The organism is Flavobacterium sp. B167r, from assembly GCF_056824315.1.
Genome location: NZ_CP124859.1, coordinates 1,978,156 through 1,994,273, shown reverse-complemented (window position 1 = coordinate 1,994,273; position 16,118 = coordinate 1,978,156). Strand labels below are relative to the sequence as shown.

General features: G+C 33.5%; 16 protein-coding genes and 1 tRNA gene. 5 read left to right on the top strand and 12 right to left on the bottom strand.

All coding sequences use genetic code 11. The annotated features are described in order from the left end of the window. The first annotated feature begins 4 nt into the window (after nt 1-4). Entirely contained in the window at nt 5-190 is a 186-nt protein-coding gene (locus QLQ96_RS08965; protein WP_482496352.1) for a hypothetical protein, read from the top strand. 134 nt (nt 191-324) lie between these two features. Here the strand turns inward: QLQ96_RS08965 and QLQ96_RS08960 are convergent, their stop codons facing one another. Next, entirely contained in the window at nt 325-726 is a 402-nt protein-coding gene (locus QLQ96_RS08960; RefSeq protein WP_482496351.1) for a winged helix-turn-helix transcriptional regulator, read from the bottom strand. A gap of 98 nt (nt 727-824) precedes the next feature. Here QLQ96_RS08960 and QLQ96_RS08955 point away from each other — a divergent pair, with 98 nt between their 5' ends. The 4 genes from QLQ96_RS08955 to QLQ96_RS08940 all read left to right on the top strand — a co-directional run bounded on the left by QLQ96_RS08955 (nt 825) and on the right by QLQ96_RS08940 (nt 3,896). Further along, nucleotides 825-1,262: a nuclear transport factor 2 family protein gene (locus tag QLQ96_RS08955; RefSeq protein ID WP_482496350.1), complete on the top strand. Its 438-nt coding sequence runs from the start codon at nt 825-827 to the stop codon at nt 1,260-1,262. 7 nt (nt 1,263-1,269) lie between these two features. Further along, entirely contained in the window at nt 1,270-1,632 is a 363-nt protein-coding gene (locus QLQ96_RS08950; RefSeq protein ID WP_482496349.1) for a DoxX family protein, read from the top strand. A gap of 324 nt (nt 1,633-1,956) precedes the next feature. Further along, nucleotides 1,957-2,850 carry a hypothetical protein gene (locus QLQ96_RS08945; RefSeq protein WP_482496348.1) on the top strand — a complete coding sequence of 298 codons (894 nt, stop codon included), beginning with the start codon at nt 1,957-1,959 and terminating at the stop codon, nt 2,848-2,850. Nucleotides 2,851-3,137: 287 nt separating this feature from the next. Next, complete coding sequence (locus tag QLQ96_RS08940; RefSeq protein WP_482496347.1) at nt 3,138-3,896, top strand: hypothetical protein; 759 nt, start codon at nt 3,138-3,140, stop codon at nt 3,894-3,896. 239 nt (nt 3,897-4,135) lie between these two features. On the opposite strand, the gene QLQ96_RS08935 is transcribed toward QLQ96_RS08940, so the two are convergent. The 11 genes from QLQ96_RS08935 to mraY form a co-directional block, all read right to left on the bottom strand. Then, nucleotides 4,136-4,209 (bottom strand) — tRNA-Arg (locus tag QLQ96_RS08935). Between the two features lie 64 nt (nt 4,210-4,273). Beyond that, nucleotides 4,274-4,723 carry a GatB/YqeY domain-containing protein gene (locus tag QLQ96_RS08930; RefSeq protein WP_482496346.1) on the bottom strand — a complete coding sequence of 150 codons (450 nt, stop codon included), beginning with the start codon at nt 4,721-4,723 and terminating at the stop codon, nt 4,274-4,276. Between the two features lie 194 nt (nt 4,724-4,917). Then, nucleotides 4,918-6,897: a cell division protein FtsZ gene (ftsZ, locus tag QLQ96_RS08925; RefSeq protein WP_482496345.1), complete on the bottom strand. Its 1,980-nt coding sequence runs from the start codon at nt 6,895-6,897 to the stop codon at nt 4,918-4,920. A 78-nt stretch (nt 6,898-6,975) separates the two neighbouring features. After that, nucleotides 6,976-8,382, bottom strand: coding sequence for a cell division protein FtsA (gene ftsA, locus QLQ96_RS08920; RefSeq protein ID WP_482496344.1), 1,407 nt, complete (start codon nt 8,380-8,382; stop codon nt 6,976-6,978). Between the two features lie 6 nt (nt 8,383-8,388). Next, complete coding sequence (locus tag QLQ96_RS08915; RefSeq protein ID WP_482496343.1) at nt 8,389-9,111, bottom strand: cell division protein FtsQ/DivIB; 723 nt, start codon at nt 9,109-9,111, stop codon at nt 8,389-8,391. Continuing rightward, nucleotides 9,098-10,447 (bottom strand): UDP-N-acetylmuramate--L-alanine ligase, encoded by a 1,350-nt coding sequence (gene murC / locus QLQ96_RS08910; protein ID WP_482496342.1) that lies wholly within the window; start codon nt 10,445-10,447, stop codon nt 9,098-9,100. Before murC ends, QLQ96_RS08915 begins: the two co-directional genes overlap by 14 nt. A gap of 155 nt (nt 10,448-10,602) precedes the next feature. Further along, nucleotides 10,603-11,688, bottom strand: coding sequence for an undecaprenyldiphospho-muramoylpentapeptide beta-N-acetylglucosaminyltransferase (murG, locus tag QLQ96_RS08905; protein WP_482496341.1), 1,086 nt, complete (start codon nt 11,686-11,688; stop codon nt 10,603-10,605). A 45-nt stretch (nt 11,689-11,733) separates the two neighbouring features. Further along, entirely contained in the window at nt 11,734-13,044 is a 1,311-nt protein-coding gene (locus tag QLQ96_RS08900) for an FtsW/RodA/SpoVE family cell cycle protein (RefSeq protein WP_482496340.1), read from the bottom strand. A gap of 51 nt (nt 13,045-13,095) precedes the next feature. Further along, the gene (locus QLQ96_RS08895; RefSeq protein ID WP_482496339.1) at nt 13,096-13,455 is read right to left on the bottom strand and encodes a four helix bundle protein; all 360 of its coding nucleotides are present in this window, start codon (nt 13,453-13,455) and stop codon (nt 13,096-13,098) included. 60 nt (nt 13,456-13,515) lie between these two features. Beyond that, entirely contained in the window at nt 13,516-14,847 is a 1,332-nt protein-coding gene (gene murD / locus QLQ96_RS08890) for a UDP-N-acetylmuramoyl-L-alanine--D-glutamate ligase (protein WP_482496338.1), read from the bottom strand. Further along, nucleotides 14,848-16,080 (bottom strand): phospho-N-acetylmuramoyl-pentapeptide-transferase, encoded by a 1,233-nt coding sequence (mraY, locus tag QLQ96_RS08885; RefSeq protein WP_482496337.1) that lies wholly within the window; start codon nt 16,078-16,080, stop codon nt 14,848-14,850. Nucleotides 16,081-16,118 lie beyond the last annotated feature (38 nt).

The following is a 16,118-nucleotide window of genomic DNA, read 5'->3' as shown; positions in this document are numbered from 1 at the left end:
AACCATGGAAAATAAAAACCCAATCACATTTGTCTTTTGGATTATTGCTATTATTTTGGGCGTAACCTTATACAAGCAATTCGATTTTCAAAACTTAAAATTTGAGAAACCAGCATTAGCCGTTGTTTATATTATTGTCTTTGTGTTTTCGGTTTATTATTTAATAAAAAACTCTAGAAAAAAACCTTGAGAATTTCCTGTTTCTTTTGCAAAATTCTGAGATAAAAAAAGTCTATTTCGATATGAAATAGACTTTTTTTATGACCGCTGTGGCAAACAATTTAAATCATGCATTAGAAGGCTTTGAGATTTTTTAAAGAGATATTATTGTTCTTTTTTTAAGTTTACAGATGACCTCTCAGTTTTTATTTTTTGGCGATGCTGCATTCCCCATTTAGTCATTGCCTCCACAACCTCTTGCAATGTTTGACTATAAGGAAGTAGCTCATATTCAATACTAACGGGATATCCAACAGCCACTTTTTTTACAATGAAACCATTAATTTCTAGCTCTTTTAATTCACTAGAAAGAACTCTTGCTGAAATACCGGCAACTTGTCGCTGAATCTCGGTAAATCTTTTATTTCCTCTAGCCATTGAAATTATAATCATTAATTTCCACTTACCTCCAATTGCATAAAGAGCATCTGAAACAGCCATTAAAACTGTATTACATTCGTCGCTAAATGCCTTATTGTCAATTTCTTTTTTTGAAGATTCTTTCATAATACGTTTTTGTAACTCGCTAACCTTTAGGTAACGACTAATAAATTGTAAGCGAATATAAGATAATTTTGCTCTAAATAATTTAAAAAAATAAAATCATGACATTAGAAATTTTAAAAATCAAAGAAGAATTAAGAGCCTTAATCGATGATTATGCCACGTTAGGAGACGAGAAAAAAATTGCTCAAGTAATGGATTTATTCAGTCCAGATGTAAAATACGACGTTTATATGAACAACTCGTTAATATCATCTGTTTCTGGAAGAGAAAATATGGAAAACGAATTTAATAAGCACGCCGCAGAAGTGAAAACTTATTTTACATTAAATGGGCAACACAAAGTAAGCATTGACGGAAGTTCTGCGACAGGTGTTTCTTTTTCTCAACTAAAAATGGTTAGAGAAAATGAAGGAAAAAATATCCTAACTGATTACAGTGTAAAATATGAAGATAAGTATGTTTTTCAAGATGGAAAATGGCTGATAAAAGAGCGAACAGGTCATTTCTTAATTATTGAAACAAAAACTTTAAATTAAAATTTCAATGAAAATAACAAAGATAGTTACTGTTTTATTTACATGGTTAACCATTGTGATAGTAATAGCAAGTGGTTTGATGAAAGTTATTCAGTTACCTTGGTCTGTAAATGGATTGGTCAAATTTAATCTGCCACATTCTGCAACAGTATTGGGCTTAATCGAGGTAACTTCAGCAATCTTATTTATTTTTCCAAAAACAATGCGTATTGGTTTTATTCTCCTCTCCTGTTATTTTTCAGGAGCAATGGCAACAGAGCTGTCACATGATGGTTCTATGATTAATCCAGGAATGCCTTTAGTTTTAATTTGGATCACAGCATATCTTCGAGATAATAGTTTGTTTTTACCTTCGACGAAATCTTTGTAAATTTTTTATATGTTTCTTTAAGAAAAGTATACCTAGAAGATAATTTTCTAACTATAAAAAAAGCCTGAGAATTTACATTCTCGGGCTTTTTAAATTTTATTGTGACCTTTACGGTACAGAATTCCAACCAATTATTTGAAGACTTAAAGATTTTAAATGATGTCTAATTCCATTTTGATCGTTTACGAAATAAAATCCTATTTTTGAAAATAAAATCCACTGCCATTTATCAGATCTAACTACTATATGTAAGATATGTCAGATGTACATACAAATTAATTGCAACTCTATGAAGAACAGTATCAACAGAACCTAGACTCTAAAATGAAAAATGATAATACAAAGAAATATGAATGTTGGTTTTTAATCAACCAGCATATTTTTGAAAAAGAATTTGAGGCAATTCAACAAAAAGCTATAAATATTTTTCTTGATTTTATTTCCGATAAAAACTATGGTTTAGGTATTAATCTTTTTCGTTTTGATATTTATGTTGAACCTAATATAAATTTTGGACGACAAACTGATAATCTTTATTCCGCTTGTGCTCACTTGTCTGCCCATATTGACAAACAACTTTTTGACAAAGTAAGTGATGACGAAAAATTGAAGTTAGTCCTTAATGCATCTTTAATTCTAGTGAAATACTTAGAACAAAGAGTTCCTTTGCCAAAAGATTTTAATGCAGAAAATTTGTATGCGAGCTACAAACAATATTTAAAAAGCCAATCTTTGCTATTAGACCAAAATGAAACCGATCGAGCTGTTATCAAATTTTTTGACTCCACTCGATTTATTTTTAGAAGAACAGAAACAATCGAAGTTGACAAAAGCAAAATCTATTTTGACCTTAACGAAGTCCAAGATTATATAAATAATAAGATTGCTGGCAAAACATTCGGTAAATCTGTTACTACCGTAGATTTTGGTTTTGAACTTTATGACTTCAATGGTGGCTTTGCAACATTTTTGAAACAAACAGAGAACTATAAAAGATACGGAACTAAATACAAAAACTATCTTGTAGTAAAACACTTTGATTATTCGGAAATAAAAAAACTTGATGAACAGCAACAATATCGATTATTGAAAGCAAAAATACTCGAAGGCATAAACGATTATGACGACTTAAAAAGAAAGCCAAAGGATTTTAATAAGGAGGGATTTTACAATATAATGGAAACCATATTGAATACCTATGAAAAACAAAAAAGTTAACGTTAATACCGAATCTAACAATATGATTATCAAAATTGATAGAAATTAGTTTTGTATTTGGATGATTCAAAAAATTTCAAGAATTAGGCTTAATTTAGTTCAAAACCTCTGTAGTGCTTGAAGTGCACAGTAAATAACTGAAACACTAAACAATGAAAATACTCATAATATTATTAAGTATAATTATAGGATTAATAATTTTGTATTTTGGATTAGCATTTATTTTAATTCAAATCCGCAGACCAAAATTCAATAAAAAAGGTTATACGAAACTCGAAAAAAAACTTTTGGATATTTTTACATCTATGTTTGATACTGATTTAGCTGAAAAAATCAAGAAGCAAATTGAATACTTCGAAAATAAGCGTAAATGGAGGCAGTACTGGGAGAAGAGTATGTCAATAGAACTATATGGAGATAAAAAAATGTCGCATGGCTTAAAATACTCAAGACAAGATGAAAGTAAAATTGCAACGATTAGATTTAAAGTAAACGAAGAAAAATACAGCATTGAATTTGATAGTTATGACGGTAGGATTTGGGGATGGAAAATAAGACCCAATCCCAAGCGAATTCAAAAAACAGACAATATTGAAGTAATAAGTAAAAAGATTAACAATGATCCAAATGAGAAAGTTGTAATTAGTATCGAAAAAACAAAATTCAAGACGATTCCAAATTTTGATGGCGTGATTAGAGAAATTGCAAAAGTGAAACCAATTAAAACTGCGTATAATCCGTTAATTCCACAGCAAATAGAGATATTTAAACGGAAAATTGACTCATTCCTTCCACATGGTTATATACAAATCATTGAGCAAACCGAGGGCTTGGAATTTCAGGAATTTCGAATTTCAGGAATCTCTGAAATACAGAGAACAGGATTAGATGATGGAGATTATTTTCATTTAGCGGAATTTGGCGATGGTGTAATTGCCATAAAAGAAAATGATAAAAACGGCGAACTTTATTTTTGCCATTTTTCGGGGCTGATTGAGAAAGTGGGAACAAATTTCGACAAAATATTAAAAGAAAGAACTACATAACTACACACCAAAACAACTATTATAACGTTAATCATGATTTTGAATTTGAAATAAGCTGGAGGTGAATTTAAATTATATTATCCGCATAATTAATGTAAAAAATAAATCCTTGATGGGCTTCGAACCAAAATTCCCTTTAAATATAGGCATTTTCAAAACTAGAGAAAAGATCATCTAGATTTTCGAACCACAAAAAAGCCTGCAAAATATATACTTTGCAGGCTTTTTAAATTTTATTGTGACCCCGGAGGGGTTCGAACCCCCAACCCTCAGAGCCGAAATCTGATATTCTATCCAGTTGAACTACGAGGTCAGTTAATTTATATTGCAGATTTTAGATTGCTTATTGAAATCTAAAATCTGCAATATAAAATTATTTATGATAATAATTTCTTTACAATTGTAGAAATGGTTTTTCCTTCAGCAGTTCCGCCCAATTGTGCAGATGCTAATCCCATTACTTTACCCATTGAAGCAATTCCTGAAGCACCTGTTTCAGCAATGATTTTTGCTATTACAGCTTCTACTTCTTCTTCGCTTAACTGAGCTGGTAAAAACTTCTCGATTACAGCAACTTGAGCCAATTCTGGTTCTGCTAAATCAGGACGGTTTTGCTCTGTAAAGATTCTTGCGCTTTCTTTACGAGTTTTAACCAATCTTTGAAGTAATTTAATTTCGTCTTCTTCTGATAAATCTTCTTTAGACCCAGAAGCTGTAGACGCCAATAATAATTCAGATTTAATAGCTCTTAATGATTCTAAAGCTACAGTATCTTTTGCTTTCATGGCGATTTTAATTTCGTCCATGATTTGTGTTTGTAAACTCATGTTTATGCTTTATTTAAAATAAGCTACGCTTATAATTGATATATTAATTTAGCCCTTCGACTTCACTCAGAGTGACAATATTTTTTTTCAAAATACTATTTAAAAGTCAAATTTTGAAATTCTGTGCGAAGATAAAAAAAATAACCCGAAAATTAAATCCAATTTTCGGGTTACCAAATATTATGATTCTAAAATTAATCTACATTATCGTGCAAAAAAGAATTGTTTGAACGTAATTGCAAATCATTGTTACTGTCTGTTCCTACAGAAATTCTAGAATTTGTATTGTTAGATTGAGAATTAGATAAATCTATTCCTAATCTTTTGTAAGCTGGTTCTTTTTCCAACTCATCAATTCTAGAAACGTTATTATGAAATTTATAGTTAAACTCTTTTAGTTTCTTTCTTCTTTCTTCAGCTCTTAAACGTAATGTTTCTTCGATAGTTAATTCTAAAGGAGAAACTTCAGACGTTGTAGCTAAATCTGGCTGACTAGCGAAATCAACTCTTGGTTTCAACGTAATGTTTAATTCCTCTGGAATTGTATCTTCAACTACTTTTTCAACTGGTTTAGAAGACAATAAATCATTTTCAACTTCCATATATTCTTCTAGAGAATATTTAATAATTCCGCTGTCTGAAACTTCAGTTACAGGAACAAATTGTACTGGATCGTTTACTTTAATATCACGAGTTTCGTTTGTCAATTCAAATAAAACTCTGTTGTCTTCAATAACTGGTTCTCTTTTTACAGGCTCTTGTTTGAACAAAGGAAGATCAAAAGAGAAAGCTGTTTGTTCTTCTCTTTCAAAAACTCTTTGCTGTTGTACCGGAGGCTGTTGCACTTCTCTTGCTACTGGAACTTCAGGAGCAGAAATTGTAAAATCAATATCTGTAATTGGAGAAACAATTTCGAAAGTAACATCTAAGTTTTTGATAAACTCAGACATAACAACTAACTCATCTTGATTGATAGCTGGAGCAACAGCTTTTGGAGCAGTTGGAGCAAATGTTTCATCATCATCGATTAAATCAAAAACAACTTTATCTTCAACTTTTGCTGTTGGCGTATCAACAGTTAAATCGAAAGATGCCAACGGTTTATTTGTTAGATTATGAACACTTCTTTGCTCGTCTTCTAACGTATGAATGATTTTCTTTGGTTCGGTATTTACAATTTCGTTTTGCTGTTCAACATCAAAACCTGTAGCAATAATAGTTACTGCAATAGCTTCGCCAAGACTTTCGTCTTCACCAACTCCCATGATAATGTTTGCGTTGTAACCTGCTTCTGCTTGAATGTGATCATTGATTTCTCCGATTTCGTCAAGAGTAATCTCATTAGTTCCAGAAACGATAAGCAACAATACATTTTTGGCACCAGTAATTTTATTATCATTCAACAATGGAGAATCCAAAGCTGAAACGATAGCATCCTTAGCTCTGTTTTCACCTTCAGCCACAGAAGACCCCATAATTGCAGTCCCGCTGTTTGCCAAAACAGTTCTAGCGTCACGTAAATCGATATTTTGAGTATAGTGGTGCGTAATTACTTCAGCAATACCTCTAGAGGCTGTTGCCAAAACTTCATCTGCTTTCGAGAATCCAGCTTTAAAACCTAGATTTCCGTATACTTCTCTTAATTTATTATTGTTGATTACAATTAAAGAATCGACTTGCTTACGCAATTTCTCGATTCCAATAATAGCTTGCTCCTGACGTACTTTCCCTTCAAACTGAAACGGAATCGTCACGATACCAACTGTTAATATTTCTCTTTCTTTTGCTAATTGCGCAATTACCGGAGCTGCACCAGTTCCAGTTCCTCCACCCATACCAGCAGTAATAAATACCATCTTAGTACCACGTTCCAACATTTTTTCAATCTCAGAAATACTTTCGATTGCCGACTGCTGTCCAACGTCTGGGTTTGCTCCTGCTCCTAATCCTTCTGTTAAGTTAACTCCTAACTGAATTTTATTGGGCACCGAACTATTTTGAAGTGCTTGCGAATCGGTATTACAAACGATAAAATCTACGCCTTTAATACCTTGCTTAAACATGTGGTTAATAGCGTTACTTCCGCCTCCACCTACACCTATTACTTTGATTACATTTGATTGATTTTTTGGTAAATCAAATGAAATACTTCCAAATTCTGAGTTGCTCATCATCTTTTTGGTTTTTTGAAATTCTTATTAGTACATTTTTTACTTCTTGACTTGGGGCAAGAAATAATCCTTCTCTGTTTATTATTCTGCGTTGTCTAAAAATTCTTTGATTTTGTCGACATATCGATCAAAAAATGATCTTCTTATTTTTGTTTCTGTAGATTCATTTTTAGGCACCCTCTGATTTACAATTTCTTCAGGTTCATCAATAGTTTCTACTCTTTCAACGTAGTTTTCTTCAACTTCGTATCGTTGCACTGGCGGAGCGGTTCTGTAAACAATTTTTGGTTGTTCATTTACCATTTCCATTCTAACTGCACTTTGCGAACTGTTTTCGATACTATTCATTACTAATCCTACGGCCGTTGCAAATAACGGACTAGAGATTTCTTCTCCTGAGTTTCCTGCCAAATGCTCATTAGGATAACCAATTCTTGTATCCATTCCTGTAATGTATTCTACAAGTTGTTTAATGTGCTTTAATTGCGCACCTCCACCTGTTAATACAATTCCAGCAATTAGCTTTTTACGAGGATCTTCATGGCCGTATGCTTTAATTTCCGCAAAAACTTGTTCTACAATTTCCACAACTCTAGCGTGGATAATTTTAGATAAATTTTTAAGCGAAATTTCTTTTGGCTCTCTTCCTCTTAAACCAGGAATAGAAACGATCTCGTTGTCTTTATTTTCGCCTGGCCAAGCAGAACCGAATTTGATTTTTAAAAGCTCCGCTTGTTTTTCAATAATCGAACAGCCTTCTTTGATATCATCTGTAATTACATTTCCTCCGAAAGGAATTACCGCTGTGTGGCGAATGATACCATCTTTGAAAATCGCTAAATCTGTTGTTCCACCACCGATATCGATAAGCGCAACACCAGCTTCTTTTTCTTCCTGACTTAAAACAGCATCAGCAGAAGCTAATGGTTCCAATGTCAAACCAGACAATTCAATTCCTGAACTTTGAATACATCTTCCAACATTTCTGATTGAAGACGCTTGTCCAACCACAACGTGAAAACTAGATTCTAATCTTCCACCGTACATACCAATTGGCTCTTTAATCTCAGATTGCCCGTCGATTTTAAACTCTTGCGGTAAAACGTGAATAATTTCCTCTCCTGGTAACATGGCAAGTTTATTTACCTGATCGATTAGGAGCTGAATATCTTTTTCTCCAATTACTTCTTCAGGGTTATTTCTGCTGATGTAATCGGTATGCTGAATGCTTCTGATGTGCTGTCCGGCAATACCCACAACTACATCTTTAATTTTATATCCTGAATTATTTTCTGCTTCGACTATCGCTTGCTGTATCGATTGAATAGTCTGCGTAATGTTGTTTACTACTCCTCTGGCAACACCCAAACTTTTGGATTTGCCAATGCCCAAAATCTCCAACTTACCATATTCATTTTTTTTGCCAATCATGGCAACGATTTTGGTTGTTCCAATATCTAGACCTACTGCAATATTATCTTTTTCCATTTTCTATTATTTAGTGCAAACTACTTGTTCCGTAAACCTAAGGTCAATTTTTTTGTATTTGTATAACGAACTATCTAAAACTGCTTTTTGAAAGAAAGCTTTATAGTTTCTAAATTTCTTATCAACATTCATCGTTCTTCCGAAATCTATGAAGTAATCATAGTTACGATTAAACATTTTTAAGCTTCCATTCGGCATAATCTCTATAGCAATGATGTTTTTTTTCAAAAACGCATCGTCGTAAATTGTGCGAAATAAAGCTGCTAAATCTTCGTTATTTTTTGCATTTATTGCCCCTGAAACAAGAGGAACTCTCGCAGTGAAATTGTCTGACAAGGGCATTTTATCACCCTCATAGTCAATATAAAAAGAAGTAGCGCCATCATAAACTCTTGCTATGGGCGTCTTCTGTTTTATTACTGCTTTTAGAACGCCATCGATACTTACAAAAACATTTGACTTCTCAATCATGTCTTGCGTATCTAGGGTTTTCTCTATCTTATTCAAATCTAGTTCATCTTTTCTAATACTGGAAGCGTCTCTTTTATTTTCTATCAACAATTTATTAACCGTTTCTGGCTTTACAAAAAGAGTATTTTCTCCTACAAAAACAACCATAGATTTTTTCAATTTTCGATCGCCATTTCGATGCTGTGCGAAAGAATACAGAAACAAAACCAGTCCGAAAATAAGTACTAATCTTACGTTTGCCCAATTAAATATTTTCATTTAAAATCTTTTTAATTGACGGAACCATTTCTCCCAGATCACCAGCTCCAATTGTTACAATAATAGGTGCATCACTGGATTTGATTTCACCTAATAAATCTTCTTTTGCAACAATTTTTTTGTTCGAATTTGTCATTTTACCCAAAAGCCACTCAGAAGTCACACCTTCCATCGGAAGCTCTCTTGCAGGGTAAATATCCATCAAAAACACTTCATCAAACTTTGATAAGCTTTCAGCAAATCCGTCGATAAAATCTCTTGTTCTGCTAAACAAATGCGGCTGGAAAATTGCCAAAACTTTACGTCCTGGATACAATTCGCTAACTGCTTGATGAACAGCGTTTATTTCTGTCGGATGATGTGCATAATCATCAATATATACTAAATTTTCAGTCTTAATCTGATATGAAAAACGTCTTCTAATCCCGCTGAATGATGCAATGGCTTTTGCAATAGAATCAGTTGGGGTGCCATAAGTTTTAGCCATCGCAATAGCCATTAATACATTCATTAAATTATGCTTTCCAGGCAATCCGAAACGTAAATCTTTCATAATTTCTGATGGCGTCTGCACATCAAAAACATAAGCCCCATCATCAATTCGAACATTATAAGCCTTGTATACAGCATCCTCATTTATAGCACATTGAACACCATCCAAAGGCAATTCTTTGGTTATAAAGAGATTATTTTTATCTTCAACTTTAGAAGCAAATTCTCTAAACGAAGCCTGAATGGCATCACTAGTTCCATAGATATCCAAATGATCTGCATCCATAGACGTCACACAAGCGATATCTGGACGCAAATGCAAAAATGATCTGTCAAATTCATCTGCTTCTACAACAGTCACAGTTTTACCGCTTCCAATTAAATTTGAATTATAATTTTCTACAATTCCACCTATAAAAGCAGTTACATCAGCTCCACTTTGAAATAAAATATGTCCTAAAATACTTGACGTTGTAGTTTTTCCATGCGTTCCTGCAACCGCAAAGCAGAAAGTATCTTTACTTATAATTCCAAGAACTTCAGCACGCTTTTTAACCTCGTAATTTCTTTCAATAAAATAATTCCACTCCGAATGTGTTTTTGGAACCGCTGGCGTATAAATTACCAAGGTATTCTCCACATAATAACTACTTGGAATTAAATTAATATTGTCTTCAAAATGAATATCAATACCACTCTCAATCAATTCATTAGTTAGCATAGAAGGCGTTTTATCGTAGCCTGAAACTTGTTTTCCAATAAACTTGAAATAACGAGCCAGAGCACTCATTCCGATTCCTCCGATACCAATAAAATAAACGTTTTGTATTTGATTTAAATTCATTTTAAAATATGTTTTTTAGACTATATTACTTTTATCCTTATTGTAAGATTCTAGCAATTAAACCTTTGCGATTACGACGATTATTTCAGTCTAAACTGACTAAAATAACGTTCTGCTTTATATTTAAAGTTGTATAATTTTCGATTAAAATTACATTATAACAACTTTTTAATTTCTTCAACAATCTGCTTTGTTGCATCTGGCCTCGCCAATTTTTTAATATTATCACTCAACTGTTTTTGTTTTCCGTGATCTTTCAGCAGCGCTTCAAAAACAATGCTAAACTGACTGTCAAGCTCAAATTCTTTCAACAAAATAGCACCTTTTGCATCTACAATTGCTTGCGCATTTTTAGTTTGGTGATCCTCAGCCACATTGGGTGATGGGATAAAAATCACTGGTTTTCCAACAATGCATAATTCTGACACTGATGAAGCGCCTGCTCTTGAAATTATGACATCTGCCGCTGCGTAAACAAAATCCATTCTTTCAATAAAATCAACCACTTTGACATTTGGCTGATTGTATTTTTTATAGTCTTCAAAATATAATTTCCCGCATTGCCAGATTACTTGCACTTCCTGAGAAAGAAAATTTTGAAGTTCTTTTTCAATTAACTGATTAATTCTTCTTGCGCCTAAACTTCCTCCAAGAACCAACAATGTCTTCTTATTCGGATCTAAACCATAGAATGAAATAGCTTCATCACGTTTGCTGTCAATATCAATCAAATCCTGACGAACTGGATTTCCAGTCAAAACGATTTTCTCTTTTGGAAAAAAGCGCTCTAAATTTTGATATGCCACACAAATTGCACTTGCTTTCTTGCTCAACAATTTGTTTGTAATTCCTGGATAAGAATTCTGCTCTTGAACAACTGTTGGAATTCCTGCAGAACCCGCCGCCTGCAATAAAGGCCCGCTGGCAAAACCACCCGTTCCGATTACCACATTTGGTTTGAACTTTTTAATTATTCTTTTTGATTCCAATAAGCTGCTTGCTAACTTAAGAGGAAACATCATATTTTGTAAAGTCAGTTTTCGCTGTAAACCTGCAATCCAAAGACCTTTAATTTCGTAACCTGCCTGAGGCACTTTCTGCATTTCCATTTTATCTTTGGCACCTACAAAAAGAAATTCTGCATCAGGAAATTGTAATTTTAATTCATTTGCAATTGCAATCGCAGGATAGATATGTCCTCCTGTTCCTCCTCCGCTAAGTATGAATTTATACTTTGTCATCTTTCTAAAAATTACAACTTTTTAAAAATTATTATATTTTGAATTTTATTTGTTTAAAACCGCATTCATTGGGTTTCTTGAATTATCTTCTATCGAATAAGCTGGCTCTTCATCATAAATTCCTTCAGGAATTAGATCGTCTTCTGCCAATTCTTTATCAATTAATCGCTGTAAGGCTTCTTTTCTTTTTTCTTTTTCTAATTTCTCTTCAGCAATCTCATCTTCTTTTTTGGTCACACTAATGATGATTCCAAGTCCAAGACAAGTCATCCAGATTGAACTTCCTCCACTACTAATCAACGGAAGAGTTTGTCCTGTAACTGGTAATAATTCTACGGCAACTGCCATGTTAATCATTGCTTGAAATATCATCGGAAATCCGACACCGACGACGACTAATTTCCCAAACAAAGTAGGCGCTTTATGAGAAGCAATTACAAATCGGAACAAAAGCAATAAATACAAAATCACGATTGAAACTCCTCCTACCAAACCATATTCTTCAACAATAATGGCATAAATAAAATCGGAAGAAGATTGTGGTAAAAAGTTCTTTTGAACACTTTTCCCAGGGCCTAATCCTCCTAATTTTCCAGAAGCGATTGCGATTTTTGCTTTTTCGATCTGATAATCGTCTTCGTCTGGCTTATCTGTGGTAAAGTTCGAAATACGACTTTCCCAAGTTGAAACCCTACTAAAGAATCTTGACTCTGGAAAAGCTTTTGCCACCAAAAGGAAAAATGCCAACATTGCAATTCCTGAACCAATGATAAAAGCAATATATTTTAACGGATACTTTCCAATAAATGTCAACATTAAAACCATTGAAAAGATTAATGCTGTGGTTGAAAAATTCGCTGGTAAAATCAATATTAATGTAATAAATACCGGAACCCAAAGCTGAATGAATGAGGTTTGAAAAGGCTCATTTTCTTCTTTCGTTTTAGATAAATATCTTGCCACATAAATAAACAAAACAATTGCTGCTAATGTTGATGTCTGAAATGTGATTCCGATAAAAGGCACCTGAATCCAACGGCTTGCATTTGCTCCTGCAATTACAGTTCCTTTTAAAAGCGTATAAGTTAACAGAATCCAAACCACTGGAAGCGCAATCTTAGAAATCGCTCTAAAATAATGATAGGGAACTCTATGCACCCAGTAAATGATTAAAAACCCGATACAAATATGCGCCAAGTGTTTTACCAAATACCCTAATGTATTTCCTGTTCCGTGCCCTATATAAGCCAAATTACTACTCGCACTAAAAACAGGCATAAACGAAAACAAAGCCAATAAAGCCACGAATGACCATATTACTCTATCTCCTTTTAATTTGTTAACGAGTTCCTTCATTTTAGATTTCTGATTTTAGATTTTAGATTATTTTTAAAATCTTCGATTTTTTTATTTATTGATTCTACTGTTTACTGTTTTTAGACTGCTTACAAAAATTGCAGTTAATTCATTTGCTTCTTTAAATGCTATTTCCAATTCTTCTTTGGCTAACCACATTTTTTCTTTTATGATTTCAATCCAAAATAAAGTTTCATCAGCTTCCTCTAAAACTATATTCATTTTGGCAATAAATTCTCGATCACTTCGAGCTCTGCATACGGCTCGATAATTCGCTCCAACAGACGTTCCGCTCCTTACAATTTGACTTGCGATAGATCTCACCACATTGGTGTTTGGAAGTTTTTCTGCTAAATCAATTACCATCAAAGAAAACTTCTTTGTTCTCATCTTCATTTCATTCGTCGTCATAATCAAAAGAACTTATTTGAATTCAAAGATTGGAAACAATCTAAAATCTGAACTCTAAAATTATAAATTGTGCACTGCTTGTTTAAATTGCTTTCCTCTGTCTTCGTAGTTTTCAAATAAATCGAAACTTGCGCAAGCTGGAGACAATAAAACAGTATCACCTTTTTCTGTTAATCTTTGAGCAGTTTTTACTGCATCATTCATATTGTTTACTTCAACCATGATGTCAACTACGTTTCCAAAAGCATCGATAATTTTACGGTTATCGATTCCAAGGCAAATAATTGCTTTTACTTTTTCGCGTACTAATGACATCAATTCGTTGTAATCATTTCCTTTATCAACACCTCCCACAATCCATACTGTTGGAGCGTTCATACTGTCTAAAGCAAAAAAGGTAGCATTTACATTTGTTGCTTTTGAATCGTTGATATATTGAACGTTTTGTATTTTTAATACTTTCTCTAAACGGTGCTCAACACCTTGGAAATTAGATAAACTTTCACGAATCGTTGCATTTCTGATTTGCATCAATTTAGCTACAGAGCTTGCTGCCATGGCGTTTTTCATATTATGTTTTCCTTCTAACGCAATGTGTTCTGTATCCATTGTAAACTCTTCTTGGTTGATCTTAATTTCCATTTTGTTGTTATTTATAGAAGCCCCTTCATCAAATTTTTTCGTCAATGAAAAAGGAATTAGTTTTGCTTTTGTTTTGTTCTTTTTTAACCATTCTGTACTTGCTTCATCATCTGCATCGTAAATCAGATAATCACTTTCCGTCTGGTTCATCGTTATTCGGAACTTCGAATTGATATAATTTTCATATTTATATTCGTATCGATCTAAATGATCCGGACTAATATTGGTTATTATCGCAATATCTGGTCTGTAATTTATTATTCCGTCTAACTGAAAACTGCTTAATTCAAGAACGTATGCATCGTATTTGTTTTCTGCTACTTGCCAAGCAAAACTCTTTCCAATATTCCCTCCCAATCCTACATTCAATCCTGCATATTTCAGCAAGTGATGGGTCAGCATTGTAGTGGTGGTTTTACCGTTACTTCCCGTAATCCCGATGGTCAATGCTTCTGTGTAAGGCATCGCAAATTCAATTTCCGAAATCACTTTTATTCCTGCCGCAATCAGCTTTTTTACTATCGGAGATTTGTCTGGAATTCCTGGGCTTTTCATCACCACATCAGCATTTAGAATCAAACCTTCTGTATGCTGCTCTTCTTCCCAGTCTATTTTATTAATGATAAGAACTTCTTTATAACTCTCTTTTATTTTTCCGAAATCGGACACAAAAACATCATATCCTTGTTTCTTCCCGAGGATTGCGGTTCCTACACCGCTTTCTCCTCCTCCTAAAACTACCAATCTCATCTATCTTAGTTTTAAAGTAATGATTGATAATATGGCTAACATTACGGCAACAATCCAGAAACGAGTTACGATTTTACTTTCGTGATATCCTTTTTTCTGATAATGATGATGCAAAGGCGACATTAGGAAAATTCTTCGACCTTCACCGAAACGCTTTTTGGTATATTTAAAATAAGTTACCTGAATAATTACTGAAGCACTTTCTGCTAAGAAAATTCCGCAGAATAAAACAATTAATATTTCTTTACGAACTGCAATTGCCAATACCGCAATGATTCCTCCGATGGTCAAACTTCCCGTATCTCCCATAAATACAGATGCTGGGAATGAATTATACCAAAGAAATCCGATAAGAGCTCCAACAAAAGCTGAAATAAAGACCGTCATTTCTCCCGAATTGGGGATATACATTATGTTCAAATAATTTGAGAAAATGATATTCCCTGAAACGAACGTAAATATTCCGAGCGCGAGAACCGATATTGCGGAGGTTCCTGCCGCGAGTCCATCTATTCCGTCTGTTAAATTTGCTCCGTTTGAAACCGCCGTGATAATGAAAATTACAACTGGAATAAAAATTAACCAAGCCCATTTCTCATATCCATCACCCATAAAAGACAATACTTCAGCATAATCAAATTCGTTGTTTTTTACGAAAGGAATTGTCGTCGCTGTAGATTTTTCTTCGATACCTGCAGGAACAATAATTGTTGAATTTGTAGCTGCTTTAAAAATATCTGCACGACCTGTATCTGTTCTTACTGTCACAGCTGGATTAAAATAAAGAACTGCTCCAACGATGATTCCGAGACCAACTTGACCAATTACTTTAAAAATACCTTTTAATCCTTGTTTATCTTTTTTGAATATCTTGATATAATCGTCAACAAAACCAATTGTTCCCATCCATAAAGTCGTTACAATCAGCAAAACAATATAAATGTTATGCAATCTTGCGAATAATAAAACAGGAATAAGAGTAGCAAAAATGATAATTAATCCACCCATTGTTGGCGTACCAGCTTTTTCATTCTGACCAGCAAGACCAAGCTCTCGAACTGTTTCTCCAACTTGCTGACGGCGTAAAAAGTTGATTACTCTTTTACCATAAATAGTCGACAAAAGCAACGAAAGCATAAACGCCAAAGCTGATCTAAATGTGATGTACTGGAAAACTCCTGTTCCAGGAATGTCCAATGTTTTATCAAAATATTCGAATAAATAGTACAGCATATTTTTCTATTTTTTAAATTCCAGTTTGAAACTCCAAA